General features: G+C 68.4%; 9 protein-coding genes. 4 read left to right on the forward strand and 5 right to left on the reverse strand.

Annotation, left to right across the window (positions count from 1 at the left end):
- Positions 1 to 35: 35 nt before the first annotated feature.
- Positions 36 to 1,487, reverse strand: coding sequence for a serine/threonine-protein kinase (locus MLE43_RS02730; protein WP_243301471.1), 1,452 nt, complete (start codon positions 1,485 to 1,487; stop codon positions 36 to 38).
- Positions 1,488 to 1,544: 57 nt separating this feature from the next.
- Between MLE43_RS02730 and lipB the strand changes: the two genes are divergently transcribed.
- The 3 genes from lipB to MLE43_RS02745 all read left to right on the forward strand — a co-directional run bounded on the left by lipB (position 1,545) and on the right by MLE43_RS02745 (position 5,646).
- Positions 1,545 to 2,669: a lipoyl(octanoyl) transferase LipB gene (gene lipB / locus MLE43_RS02735; RefSeq protein ID WP_243301474.1), complete on the forward strand. Its 1,125-nt coding sequence runs from the start codon at positions 1,545 to 1,547 to the stop codon at positions 2,667 to 2,669.
- 153 nt (positions 2,670 to 2,822) lie between these two features.
- Entirely contained in the window at positions 2,823 to 3,962 is a 1,140-nt protein-coding gene (locus MLE43_RS02740; protein ID WP_243301485.1) for an acyl-CoA dehydrogenase family protein, read from the forward strand.
- A gap of 151 nt (positions 3,963 to 4,113) precedes the next feature.
- A complete protein-coding gene (locus tag MLE43_RS02745; RefSeq protein WP_243301487.1) occupies positions 4,114 to 5,646 on the forward strand; it encodes a TolC family protein in 1,533 nt (510 codons plus the stop codon).
- Positions 5,647 to 5,737: 91 nt separating this feature from the next.
- On the opposite strand, the gene MLE43_RS02750 is transcribed toward MLE43_RS02745, so the two are convergent.
- Entirely contained in the window at positions 5,738 to 7,945 is a 2,208-nt protein-coding gene (locus MLE43_RS02750) for a S9 family peptidase (RefSeq protein WP_243301489.1), read from the reverse strand.
- 52 nt (positions 7,946 to 7,997) lie between these two features.
- Complete coding sequence (gene nadC / locus MLE43_RS02755; RefSeq protein WP_243301491.1) at positions 7,998 to 8,846, reverse strand: carboxylating nicotinate-nucleotide diphosphorylase; 849 nt, start codon at positions 8,844 to 8,846, stop codon at positions 7,998 to 8,000.
- 58 nt (positions 8,847 to 8,904) lie between these two features.
- Here nadC and MLE43_RS02760 point away from each other — a divergent pair, with 58 nt between their 5' ends.
- Positions 8,905 to 9,681 (forward strand): enoyl-CoA hydratase/isomerase family protein, encoded by a 777-nt coding sequence (locus MLE43_RS02760; RefSeq protein ID WP_243301493.1) that lies wholly within the window; start codon positions 8,905 to 8,907, stop codon positions 9,679 to 9,681.
- Between the two features lie 60 nt (positions 9,682 to 9,741).
- Here the strand turns inward: MLE43_RS02760 and MLE43_RS02765 are convergent, their stop codons facing one another.
- Both MLE43_RS02765 and MLE43_RS02770 read right to left on the reverse strand, forming a co-directional pair.
- Positions 9,742 to 11,838, reverse strand: coding sequence for a ligand-binding sensor domain-containing protein (locus MLE43_RS02765; protein WP_243301494.1), 2,097 nt, complete (start codon positions 11,836 to 11,838; stop codon positions 9,742 to 9,744).
- Between the two features lie 32 nt (positions 11,839 to 11,870).
- The gene (locus MLE43_RS02770; RefSeq protein WP_243301497.1) at positions 11,871 to 13,610 is read right to left on the reverse strand and encodes a SpoIVB peptidase S55 domain-containing protein; all 1,740 of its coding nucleotides are present in this window, start codon (positions 13,608 to 13,610) and stop codon (positions 11,871 to 11,873) included.
- Positions 13,611 to 13,718 lie beyond the last annotated feature (108 nt).

A 13,718-nucleotide genomic window follows, 5' to 3' on the forward strand; every position in this document is an offset into this window, starting at 1 on the left:
TTGCGGAGAGCTGACAGCTGAGAACGGACAGCCCCCTACTGGAAGATCCCCTTGAAGAACTTCCTGATCTTGCCGTCGCCGGGGCCCTTCTTCCCGCGGTGCTTCTGGAGATGGATGGGGTCCGGCAGGGGTTTGTGGCGCTCCGGCACGGCAAGCCAGGACTGGTAGCCCTCCAGGTCGAGGCGCAGCTGATGGCTGCCCTCCCCCGGGATCTCGACGGCCGCGGGCGTCTTGCCCTTGGCTTCACCGTCCAGGAAGATCTCGGCGCCCGGGGGGTCGCTGGCCACCTGGACCTGGAAGGGCGCGGGCTGAAGCCGCAGGGCCAGGTCCTTGTCCTCGGCCTTCAGATGGTAGGCCAGCGGCAGGAAGTCGGGCTTCTCCAGACGCAGCAGATCGGCTTTACCCTTCACCACCACCTGGCGGAGCGGGGTCCGCCCCAGCGAGGTCCCATCCAGAAACACCTCGGCGCCGGCGGGCCTCGATTCGATGGAGAGCACCCGGCTGGGTTCGGGTCGCAGGAAGAAGAAGCCGAGCCCCAGGACCGCGAGGAGCGCACCCCCACGCCAGAACCAGCGGTGCCGTAATGAGGTGGCCGGGGCCAGGCGCTCGATCCTCAGGGTGCCTGTGGCCTTCACCGGTGCCGTGGAGGCCAGCTGGGCCAGATGCGCAGACTGGCGCTCCGGCGCCAGGGGAAGCGCCTCGATCAGGGCCCGGAGGAACGAGGTGAGATCCGGGAACCGCTGCTCCGGATCCTTCTCCAGGGCCTTCCCGAAGACGGCCGCCAGGGCCGGCGGGAAGTCCTGCGGCCATTGGGGGGCCTCGTGGACGATGCGATAGAGGGTCGCGCCCACACTGTCGGCGGCGAAGGGCAGCGTTCCCGTCAACATCTCGAAGGCCGTGAGCACCAGGGCCCACTGGTCGGAGGCGGGCCTGGCCTTGGCGCCGTTCAGAACCTCCGGCGCCGCATAGGCCGGAGTGCCCAGGAACGAGGAGGTGGTGGTCAGGCGTCCCTGGTCCCCCCGGGCGATGCCGAAATCCATGAGCTTCAGGCGACCGTCCTTGGCCACCATGAAGTTGTCGGGCTTGATGTCCCGGTGGAGGATGCCCAGGCCATGGACGGCTTCCAGCGCATCCGCCGCCTGGATCAGCAGGCCCACCGCCTCGTCGGGGTCCAGGGGTCCCCGCCGGATCCGGTCCGACAGGGACTCCCCTTCCACATATTCCATGACCAGATACGGCCCCAGATCCCGCTCTTCGCCCACGTCGAAGACGGTGACGGCATTGGGATGGTTCAGCCGGGCCGAGATTTCGGCCTCGCGCTTGAAGCGGAGCAGCACCTCGGCATCACCGGTGCCCTCGCGGACCACCTTGATGGCCAGAGCTCGCTTGAGCAGGGGATCTTCCGCCAGGTACACCGTGCCCATCGCGCCGGAGCCGAGGGTACCCAGGACCTTGAAGCGGCCGATGATGGAAGGATCCAGACTCATCCTTCCACCGATCATGCCAGAGCCGGACCGGACCGTCGCCCCGGCTACACTCGAAGCATGTCCGAAGCCGGCTTCTCCGTCTCCCGTCCCGCCCAGCTCCGCCGCTTCGGGCGGGTGTTCTACCCGGCCGGACTCCGCCTGCAGAAGGCCCTGGCGGCCCATGTCAGCCTTGAGGGAAATCCCGATCAGCTCGTGATCCTCGAGCACGATCCGGTCTTCACACTGGGCAGAAACGCCACGCCGGCGGACATCCACATGAGCGACGACTTCCTCGCCGCCCAGGGCGTGAGTGTCCATCGCACGGACCGCGGCGGCGAGGTCACCTACCACGGCCCCGGCCAGATCGTGGCCTATCCCATCTGCAACCTGCGGGGCGGCCGGGAGGATGTCGGCCGCCTGGTGCGGGGCCTGGAAGAGGCCATGATCCGCACCGCCGCGGAGTTCGGGGTGACCGCCGACCGCCTCAAGGGCGCGCCGGGCATCTGGGTCGAGACCCCGCGGGGCCTGGAGAAGCTCGGAGCCGTCGGTCTCCACCTCAGCCGCTGGATCACCACCCACGGCATCGCGTTCAACGTGCACCCCAACCTCGACCACTTCCGCTGGATCACCCCCTGCGGCTTCACGGACAAGGGTGTGTGCAGCCTCCAGTCGCTGCTGGGCGAAGACGCGCCTTCCTGGGAGACCGCCGCGGATCGCCTCCAGGCCCACCTGGTCCGCTGCCTGGCGCTGGACCTCCAGCCGGTGCGCGAACCCAGCCGCAGCGTCTCGGCCATGACCTGGCGCCGCGGCGCCGCAGGCCCGGAAATCCTCATGATGCTGCGTGTTCCCGAGCACGGGCTCTGGTGGCAGAGCGTCACCGGCATGATGGAGCCCGGCGAGACCCCCGAGCAGACCGCCCACCGCGAGCTCATGGAGGAGACCGGCCTCACCGGCACGCTGCGGCCCCTCGGGCTGTCCCACAGCTTCTGGGTGGACCCGGCCATCGTACGCTTCCCCGACGCCGAACCCCGCTTCAACACCGAGACCTGCTTCTCCATGGAAGTCCCTCCCGAGGCCCCGGTCCGCCTGGAACCCATGGAGCACAGCGAGTTCAAGTGGTGCGGGCTCGACGAGGCCCACGCCCTGATGAAGTGGGAGGGGTCCAAGGCGGCCCTGAGGCTTCTCGAGGCTTGGCTGGCCTGAACCTCGGGCCCCGGGGGCCCGCAGACCTGGCTCCCCGGGTCCGCCGGCGGAGCCTGTGCCGGCGCGTGGTCTGTGATCCGCGGCACGCCCTGATCGACGGTCCGGAAGGCCTCGGGTGGGGTTGCTAACCTGGAGCCGTTGCCTGGAGTGCCCATGTTTCCCCGGTTCACCGATGACCAGACCGCCGTCCGCGACGCCGCCCGCGACTTCGCCCAGTCCGAGATCGCGCCCGGTGCCGCCGCCCGTGATGCCAGCGGCGAATTCGCCAAGGACATCTTCCAGCAGCTGGGCGAGATGGGCTTCATGGGCATGACCGTTCCCGAGGCCTACGGCGGGGCGGGTGTCGACTTCCTGAGCTACATCCTGGCCCTGGAGCAGGTGGCCTACGCGGACGCCTCCGTGGCCGTGGCCATGAGCGTGAACAACTCCGTGGCCTGCGCGCCCATCCTGGCTTTCGGCACCGAGGCCCAGAAGCAGAAGTACCTGAAGCCGCTGGCCAACGGCGAGGTCATGGGCGGCTTCATGCTCACCGAACCCGACGCAGGATCCGACGCGGCGGCCCTCAAGACCCGGGCCACCCGGGTGGAAGGCGGCTGGAAGCTGAACGGCGCCAAGGCCTGGATCACCAACGGCGGCGTGGCCCGCTACTTCGTCACCATGGCCCGCACGGATCCCGACAAGGGCAAGAAGGGCATCAGCGCCTTCATCCTCGACGCCAGCCAGCCCGGCGTAGTCATGGGCCGCCCCGAAGAGAAGATGGGCCTGCGCTCCAGCAAGACCGTGATGGTGGCCCTCGAGGACGCCTTCGTGCCCGAGGACGCCATCCTCGGCAAGCCCGGCGACGGCCTGAAGGTCGCCTTCGGCGGCCTGGATGGCGGGCGCATCGGCATCGCGGCCCAGGCCCTCGGCATCGCCCAGCGGGCCATGGATGAGAGCGTGGCCTATGCCAAGGCCCGGATCTCCTTCGGCAAACCCATCGGCGAACATCAGATGATCCAGACCTACCTGGCGGAGATGGAAGCCCGGCTCCAGGCCGCGCGCCTGCTGGTCTACCGCGCCGCATCCCTGAAGGGGGCCGGGCGCACCTGCACGGTGGAGGCCGCCACGGCCAAGCTCTTCACCACGGAGAGCGCCGTCTGGATCTGCGACCGCGCGGTCCAGATCCACGGCGGCTATGGCTATTCCCGGGAATACACCGTCGAGCGGCTCTACCGGGACGTGCGCGTGACCACGATCTACGAGGGCACCAGCGAGATCCAGCGCATGGTCATCGCCCGTGAACTCCTGAAATAGGTTCTTTTCAACGGCCGATGAAATACCCTCTTGCCCTCATCTTGCGAGGGAGGCATGCTGCTTCAGGTGGGGCCCTCTAAACCGGCCCCCGGAACTGTCCGTAGGCACCTTGTCCCCGTGGCGGTTCTTTCCGGTCTTCTAAGGAGTGGTGATGATGCGTCCCCCGATCCTCCCGGCCCTGCTTGTGGCCTTCTCTCTGGTTGGCCAGGAGGCTCCCAAGGCTGAGGGTACCCAGCCTGCCGCCACCCGGCTGACGCTTCAGAACGCCATCGAAACCTCGCTGAAGAACAACCTGCAGGTGCAGATCGCCGTCGAGACCCGCGACTTCACGCGGGCGGGCCTCACCATCGAGCAGGGCGCCTTCGACTGGAACCTCACCAGCAGCCTGAACATCGGCAAGTCCGAGGATGCCACCCGCGGCCAGAACTTCCCGGGCGGCCCCCTCACCTCCTCCGAGACGACGACCTTCAACCGGAGCTTCACCCTCGGTTCCACCAAGGCTTTCGGCTGGGGCGGCAACCTGAGCCTGAACTACGCCCCGACCTACCGGTTCAGCAAGGGCACGGTGAACGGCGGGCCAGAGGCTCCCTTCACCACCAACCCCTATGACGGCAGCTTCTCGGCCACCTACACGCAGAGCCTGCTGAAGGGCTTCGGCCGGGACACGACCGAGAGCCGTCTCATCGTGGCCCGCAAGAGCGCCCAGGCCGCGGACCTGAACTTCCAGCTCTCGATCATCAGCCTGGTGGCCAGCACGGAGTCCCTCTATTGGGACGTGGTCTACGCCCAGCGGAACCTGGACAACAAGCAGCAGGCCCTGGCCCTGGCCCAGAAGCAGCTCAAGGAGAACCAGATCCGCGTGCAGGTGGGCACCCTGGCGCCCATCGAGGTCACCTCCTCCGAGGCTTCCGTCGCCCAGGCCCAGCAGGACATCATCGCGGCCGAGGCCCAGCTCCTCAATGCCAAGGACGCCCTGATCCGCGCCCTGTACCCCTCCTCCGAGCGGCCCGCGACCATGGAGCCGGCGGACGCCCCCGACCTCAAGCCCCTGGCGCTGGACGAAAAGGCCGCCGAGAAGCAGGCCCTGGCCAACCGCATCGAGCTGAAGACCGCCCGGCTCGATCTGGAATCCAAGCTGGCCCTGGAGACCGCCGCCAACAACCGCACCCTGCCCCAGTTGGACGCCTTCGCCTCCTATAACGGCAACGCCGCCGCCCAGATCCCCTCGGAGGGCCTCTCCGCGGTCAACAAGGACCTCACCAAGGGTGCCTACCCCGGCTACACCGTGGGCCTCCAGTTCTCCATGCCCATCCAGAACCGCGCCGCCCGGGGCAATCAGGCCCAGGCCCGCGCCAACCGCCGGCAGAGCGAGCTGACCCTGCGCGACCTCGAGCTGGGCATCACGCTGGAAGTCCGCCAGGCCCTCCGCAACCTGGATGCCTCCGGGAAGGGCGTGGTCGCCGCCGAGAAGACGCGGATCTTCCGCGAGAAGGATCTCGAAGCCGAGCAGAAGAAGTTCGAGAACGGCATGAGCACCAACTTCCTCGTGCTTTCCAAGCTCAACGACCTGAACACCGCCAAGGGCAATGAACTGCAGGCCCAGATCACCTACGCCAAGGCCGTCACGGCCCTGGAGAAGGCCCTGGGACACCTGCTGGAGGCGCGGAAGCTGGAAGTGAAGTAGGAAGCGCGCTTCGCGCGCACTCCCGAATCCCACGAAGAAGCCCGGCCAAGCCGGGCTTCTTCTTTCTCCTCCCCTCTTGGGCTCAGTATCGCTACCTCCGCCTTGAGGCAGGGGCGGTGGGATCAGGTTTGGCCTCCGCGTCCGCCGGCAGGGTGTCCAGCAGGGTCTTCCACTCGAACCAGTCCTTCTGGCCCTTGATCCACTTCTCGAACCAGTTGAACTCGCTGACCATCTTCACCAGCTGGTAGCGCGGCTCGATCAGGCCGTGGGGCATGCCGGGATAGACGAGGTACTCCACGGGCACCCCCAGCTTCTTCAGGGCCATGTAGAGCTCGTCGCTCTGGGGCTTGGGCACGCGCTGGTCCGCCTCCCCCACGTGAATGAGGGTCGGCGTCTTCGCATTCCGGATGAACTTGAGGGCCGATTCGTTCACGAAGTTGTCCCAGGCGTCGTAGGGCCGCCCGCCCAGGTAGAACTCCCGCACGCTCTGGACGTCGCTCTCGGCGTACATGGAGATCCAGTTCACCGCGCCGGCGCCGGTGCTGATGGCCTTGAAGCGGTCCGTCTGGGTCAGCGCCCAGCTGGACAGATGGCCGCCGGCGCTCCAGCCCATCAGGCCGAGCCGGTCGGGATCCGCGATGCCTTCGCGGATCAGGTGATCCACGCCCGCCATGATGTCGCCGTAGGAGATCCGCAGGAAGTTCCCGCCGATCTGCCGTGCGAAGGCCTCGCCATAGTTCGTCGAGCCCCGGTAGTTCGGCTGGAGCACCGCATAGCCCGCGGCCGCATAGATGTGCGGATAGGTGACGTAGCGTCCCTGGAAGGTGTTCATGTCCGCGGCGGCCGGCCCTCCGTGGATCTGCACGATGAGCGGGTAGCGCCTGCCCTTCTCGTAGCCCAGCGGCTTGATGAGCAGGCCTTCCACGGTCACACCATCCTTGGCCTTCCAGCGCACAGTCTCGGTCTCACCCAGAGCCAGCTTCGCCACCTGGGGATTCCCGTCGCTGACCTTCACCCAGGCAGCGACCTGGCCCACGGTGGCCACCTTCGCCACATAGAGGTCCATGGGCTTCCTCGGGTGGCTGTAGGTCAGCAGGAAGGCCCTGGCCTCATCGTGATAGCCTCCCCCGACCACGCCCGTCAGCTTCGTGAGCTGGGTCATGGCCCCGTCCGCCACGGAGAGGGCGAACAGGTGCTGGTCCACCCCCACGGCCTCGGTGAAGTAGAGGGTGCGGGAGTCCTCGCCCCAACTGGCGCCGGACACGCTCAGGTCCTTCCCGGCCAGGAGGTTCTTGGCCGGCCCTCCGGCGGTGGGCGTCACCCAGAGCTTTTCGTTGCGCAGTCGCTCGAAGCGTTCCGGGGCGGCATAGGCCAGCCAGTGCCCATCCGGCGAGAAGGCCGAGAATCCGGCAAATCGTTCGAGCACCTGCCGGACCTGCCCACTGGCCAGATCCAGCAGATGCAGGCTCGCCTCCTCGCGGGTGATGTCGCCCACCCGGCGTGCCGCCGGGAAGGCCCGGTACGAAGCCCAGTGGCCGTCCTTCGACAGCTGGAAGGCGGACACGGTGAAGCCCGCTCCCTCAGTCCACCGCTTCTCGGTCCTGTCGCTCAGCTCCACGGACCAGAGGTGGACCGGCGGCTGTTCCGGGTCCGCCACGCGGACGTCGAACTTCTTCTCCTTCCGCTTCAGATCATCCTTGTCCACACGATCGGGGCTGGTGAAGAAGAGGCGCCTCCCATCTTCGCTGAAGGCGAAGTCCCGGATGGGCGTGGCGTGCCTGGGCAGCGCCGTGATCGGGAAATCCTCCAGGGTCAGGTCGACCAGGGAGACCTGGCGATCCTCGGCCTTCCCCGCGCTGAAGGCCAGCCACTTCCCGTCGCGGCTGAAGGCGAAGGCGTGGACCCCATCCTTGGCCTCCGTGAGCTTCCGGGCCTCGCCACCTTCCACGGACATGAGGTAGACCTGCTGGCTGCCCTCGCGGTCGCTGAGGAACGCGAAGCGCCGGCCATCCCGCGCCCACTGGGGGGCGGTCTCGCTCTTGTCGCGGGTGAAGGTCATCTGCCGGATCCGTCCCGTGGCGGCCTCCGCCACGAAGATGTCCGTGTAGACCTTGCCGGATTTCCAGTGAGGGACGCCGACGGTGTAGACCACGCGGCTGCCGTCCGGCGAAAGCTGGCCCGCGGCCACGCTGCGCATCCCCATCACGTCCATGAAGGTCATGGTCCGCACGGCCTGGGCTGCCAGCGGCAGCACTGCCATGAGGATCGCTGAGGTCACCCCCCATTGGATCGAACGCATACCGCCCCCTGCCTCGTGAGTTGAGGCTCTCATGATGTCCGAGGTCCGCCCCTCAGTCCATCCGCAGGCTGAGGTCCGCGGCAGGTGCGCTGTGGGTGAGCGCACCCACGCTCAGGAAGTCCACGCCGGTCTCGGCCACGGCCCGGGCCCGGTCCAGGGTGATGTTGCCGCTGGCTTCCAGGAAGAGGCGCCGCCCGCTGCGATCCCGCAGGGCCACGGCCTCGCTCATCTGCTCCAGGGACATGTTGTCCAGCAGCACGCCGTCGACATCCGGCAGGTCCAGGCAGGCTTTGAGCTGACCCAGGGTCTCCACCTCGACCTCGATCTTCACGAGGTTCGGGGCCGTCCGGCGGGCCGCCTCCACCGCGGACCGGACGCCTCCCGCCGCGGCCAAGTGGTTTTCCTTCAGGAGCACGCCATCCCCCAGCGTCAGCCGATGGTTCACGCCGCCACCGCAGCGCACGGCGTACTTCTCCAGCAGCTTCAGGCCGGGCGTGGTCTTGCGCGTGTCGAGGATGCGGGCGCCGGTGCCCTCGACCGCGTCCACGAACCTCCGCGTCAGGGTGGCGGTGCCGGACAGCCGCTGCAGCAGGTTCAGCATGACCCGCTCGGCCAGCAGGATGCCGTGGCTGGAACCGCGCAGGCGCATCACCTCGGTCCCCGGACCGACCCGCTGGCCGTCGTGCCGTGCCAGGTCCGCGTTGACGTTCGGACAGGTGAGCCGGAGGGTCTCCACCGCCATGGGAAGTCCCGCCAGCACCAGGTCGGCCTTGGCCACCACGCGCGCGGTCATGGGCCGGTCCGGCACGGCTGCGGTGCTCCAGTCCTGGGTGCCCCAGTCCTCTCGCAGGAAGGCGCGCAGCTGGTCGCGATAGGTCTCGGGGTGCGGGGGATGGAACATCGGTCACTCCGGCCCCAGCGTACAATGCTCGACACCGATCCCAAACCAGGAGCCTCTCATGTCCTTCATCCTCGTCGAGAAAGCCGACCGCATCGCCTGGGTCACCCTCAACCGCCCCGAGAAGCTCAATGCCCTCAACAACGAGGTGCTGAAGGAGTTGGAGCAGGCCTTCGCGGACCTGGAGCAGGATGCCGAGGTGGGCGCCGTGGTGGTCACGGGCGCCGGAGAGAAGGCCTTCGTCGCCGGTGCCGACATCGCGGAGCTGAAGACCCTCGACACGGCCTCGGCCCGGGTCCAGGCCCTCCGCGGCCAGGCGGTCTTCCAGCGCATCGAGGCCATGCCCAAGCCCGTCATCGCCGCCGTGAACGGCTTCGCCCTGGGCGGCGGCTGCGAGCTGGCCCTGGCCTGCCACATCCGCATCGCCAGCGAGAATGCGAAGTTCGGCCTGCCCGAGGTGAGCCTGGGCATCATCCCCGGCTACGGCGGCACCCAGCGCCTGCCCCGCCTCGTGGGCAAGGGCGTGGCCCTCGACATGATCCTCAGCGCCGAGATGACCCCCGCCGCCGATGCCCTCCGCATGGGCCTCGTGAGCCGCGTGGTCCCCCAGGCGGATCTGAAGGCCACCGCCGGGAAGCTGGCGAGGACCATCCTCTCACGCGGCCCCCTGGCGCTCCGCAGCGCCCTGGCCGCCGTGAACGAAGGCCTCGAGATGCCCCAGGAACAGGGCCTCCAGTACGAGGCCGCCCTCTTCGGCCTCCTTGCCGCCACCGAGGACATGCAGGAGGGCATGGGCGCCTTCATGGAGAAGCGGGCCGCCCAGTTCAAAGGGTTGTAGCGTTCCGCTGGTGTCCAAAAAGGCGGGCCGGGCGGCCCGCCTTTTTGGCGCTTGCGCCAGCTACCGCTTGGCGGCAGCCCCCACGCTGACCGCGGCCGTCTGCTCGTTGCCGTTCTGGTCGGCGACCTTCACGAGGATGCGGTCGCCCCGCACGGCGTCGCGGGGCACGAGCACGTCGAAGCGCTCCTCCTTCTGGTCGAAGACCCGGTCCTCGGGGACGATCTGGAGCCAGCGCTCGCCGTCGGCGCTGATGGCGGCCTCCTTCAGCGTGGAGCTGTCATCCCGCGCCACGAAGCGGACGCGGACTCCTTCGCCTTCGGTCGTGGCGCTGAGGTCGGAGATGGCCGGAGGCGTATGGTCGATGATGAAGGGCGCCGTCCGCCAGACGCTGGTGAGCACGGCATTGAAGGGGGCGCTGGGCGCGTCGGAGGCGGTCACCTCCAGGCGGTAGCGGCCATCGGGCACCGGCAGGGTGTCGAAGCTGAAGAACTTCTCCTTCCAGGCCTTCTCCAGGAGGATCGGTCCGCCCCGGTCCGGCAGCAGCCGGATGGCGAACTGGAGCGTGTCGGCATTGGGATCGTTCACCCGGAAGACGAAACTCTGCCCGCCTCGCCGGAAGCTGCGCTTCTCGGCGCCCATGTACCCCAGGGCCGGGATGAGCTTCTGGGTCTCCAGGGGCACCCGCTCGATGCCGATGTCATCCGGCGGAGCCGTGCGGGTGATGATCAGGCCCGGCGGCATGATGTCCACGCCTTCCCAGACCGGCGCCAGGTTCCGGTGGGCCCAGTACACAGTGACGGTCTCCACCGTCGGGCTGGCACCACCGCGGGTGCTGCTGAGGCGCAGGCGGAACTGCGCGAAGCGGGAGGCAGGCAGGGCCGGCCGTTCGCCGCTGCGCAGCGGCGGGGTCCAGGGACTCCAGGTGGCGTCCGGCGTTTCGGTGCTCCCCGTGCGGAACTGGAACTCCACATTGGTGCCCGTGGGCGTATCCGCATCGAGGTAGGCACGACCCCAATCCGCCAGGGGCGCACCCTTGAGGATCCTGGACTCCACCGTGCCCTCCGCGGCCTGGGCCTCGGAAAGAAGGTGCAGTTCGGCCGGGTTGGAGCCCACCACCAGCAGGTCCCCGCCCGAGGGCAGGAAGGCCGTGGCCTGGGCCGTGCCCAGCTCCTGCACCACGGCGAAGGGGTCGGTGTCATGGGTTTTGCCCAGCGGCAGCGAGAACAGGCGGGAGCGGTTGCCCGTGCCGACCAGCAGCTGACCCTTCCAGGCCGCCAGGGCGTAGACCTGGCTCTGGGCGCTCTGCCAAAGGGTCTCGGGCACGCGGTCCCGGTCGAGGCGGATGACCGCAGACCGCGCGGCGACAGCCGTGTCCGCCTGCAGGTAGCCCTCCCGCCGCTCCAGCTGACCCGTGCTGAATTTCGGCGTGAGCCCGTTGTCGGCGCCGATGTAGAGCTGCCCGTCCGCCAGCGCCAGGGCCCGCACCTCCTCGAAGGGGGTGTCCATCAAGGTCTCCAGGCGGTCGCCCTGGCGACTGTAGCGGAGCACCAGGCCCCGGCCGTGGCTGCCCAAGTACCACCCGCCCTGCCCGTCCGGCGCCAGGGCCGTAAAGGACGTCTCGTCCGCCAGCTCCGCGAGGCGGCGGCTGGAGCCGCTCCGGGCCTGCACCAGCACGGCCCCCTTCTCGGAACCGCCCGCGGCAATGACCGCGTCACCTTCCACAGCGAGGGCCCAGACGATGCGGGCCTCGATGTCCGCGAAGGGTTTCACATCGCCATTGGGGGCCACCCGGAACAGCTTGCCCTCACCCGTGGGGGCGACGATCAGATCCTGACCCAGCCGTGCCAGGGCGAAGACGATGCCGCCCTTGACCTGCCCCAGGGGCTTCACCTGACCGCCGGTGTAGTGGAACAGCTTGCCGTCCGTGCCGGCGGACAAGTAGGCCCCGCCGGAACCATCCGGCACCGCGGCCCATATCACCCCTTCCGGCAGCTGGCCCACGCGGCGCAGGCTCGGGGCCAGGCGCAGGCGGCCATCGGCGCCGATGCGGACGCCGTGGGTCTCGGAACCCAGCCAGTCGTTGAAGCCGGAAAACGTGGCCGTCGGCTGATCCGCCAGGGCGGTCATCCCCACGGCCATGGAAAGGAGGAAGCTCATCCAGCGCATAGAACCCTTTCGTCCCAGATCCACTACTCGATTTCCACATCCAGTTGACTGAGGCCCCGCACTTCCCGATCCAGGGGCAGCACCGCCCGGCCGACGATGCGCCGCTGCAGCTTGTTGTCGCTGCTGGCCCCGTCGCCGCTCACCAGACTGGCCACCGTCGGCGGGATGCCCTCGATGCGGGCGCCCCGGAGGCCGGCGCCAGGCTGGGCCTGCACCAGCAGGGCGTAGGCGTGGTTGTTCCGGAGGGCGCCATTCAGGAGGCGCACCACATCCCCGAGGTTCGATACTTCGATCATGCGCTCGTCGGGGTCCGCGGCCATGAGGCTGAAGCCGTCGCCCACCATGAGCGTGGCCTTGCCCTTGGCGGCGGAGGATGGGACCTGGATGTTGAAGGTGGCCGTCTCGCGCACACCCTGGATGTTCTGGAGGGTCACGAGCACCGGCAGCACCTCGCCCCGCTTCGCCCTGGCCTTCAGGAGGCGCACCCCGGCGATGCCCGACAGGTCCAGCCGCTCCTCCGCCTTGATGGTGATGGAGATGCCCTCGAACACCGGTTTCTCGAAGGGGTTGAGGGTGATGGCTTGGAGCATGGCGCCGATGTACTGGGCCATGCGCGAGGGGTTCAGGTCGGCGATGACGTTCTCGATCAGGATGGCGGGGTGGCCGGCCAGCTTGATATTGCCCTGCATGGACAGGCTCTGGAGGCCGACGCCCCGGGTGTGGGCGTCCAGGGTCTGGGCGACGGCGGTAGCCACCAGGGCTGGTGTGGCCACGGGGTGGTCCATCAGTTCGAACCGGAAGTTCAGGGTGCGCTTGCCCGCCAGGTTCAACCCGATCCGCAAGGGGACCATCCGGGCCTCAGCGCCCAGGATGCCCGCCACCCCCGAGCTGCGGTCCAGCCGCAAAGCACCGATGGGCGCCACCGGCATGGCCATCTTGAAGGAGCTCTGGTAGCTCGCCACGGTGCTGGCCACCGTGGCGGACCAGAGCGGCAGATCGACCGACCCGAGGTTGAACAGCTGGTGGCCGAAGAGCAGCACCCGCTTGCCGGAGACGAACGTGATGGTGCCGGCGGCGGCCAGATCCAGGTCCCCCTGCATGAGGGTGATGGCGGCCATGCCGCCCGGCTCGAGGGGGCTGGCTTCCTCCCGTCCTCCGGACAGGACCGGCGCGGCGGCAAAAGCGACCGGCAGCCCGGCCCACAGCCGCTGGGCCTCGGGCCCCAGGCTGCTGCCGACGAGGGTCATGGGAAGGGCCTGGGGATCCGCCTCGCCCATCAGGGACTGGAAGTCGAGCATCTTCCCGGAGAGGGCGGCCTTGAGGACCTTGGGGGGTTCCAGCTTGGGCAGGATCAGGGGGGTGCGGCTGGGTGCGATCTCGGGGATATCCCGGAGCTGGTCCAACATCTCCGCAATGGGAGTGATGCCGCCAATGGCCTCCTTCTCAAAGAGGAGGCCCGTGCTCAACGCCCCGATGAGCTTCCCGTCGATGTAGCAGGGACTGCCGCTCATGCCGGCCAGGATGCCCGTGTCCGCCAGGGGGCCGCCCGAAGCACGGACCATGATGCGGCTTTTGCCTGGTGCTGCGTTCCGTTGCACACCCAGCACTTCGAACTCGAAGCGTTCGATCTTCCCGCCCTGGAAGACGGTCTTGCCATAGCCCTTCATGCCGGCCCGGATCTCGGACACGGCCAGGGTGGCGGGGCCCTGAGCCGCCAGGGGGATCAGGGAGAGGAAGGCAAGGGCTAGGGCGACCAGTCTCATCGATATCTCAAGGAATGAATGAAGCCTAGCAGGACCGGTCCCGGAAACCGGGACAGCCCCCGGCTGGGCGCCCCTGTGACCTTCGGATGCCCTCTGTGACATTTTCGT

This window comes from Geothrix oryzisoli (assembly GCF_022808865.1).
Classification (GTDB): Bacteria; Acidobacteriota; Holophagae; order Holophagales; family Holophagaceae; genus Geothrix; species Geothrix oryzisoli.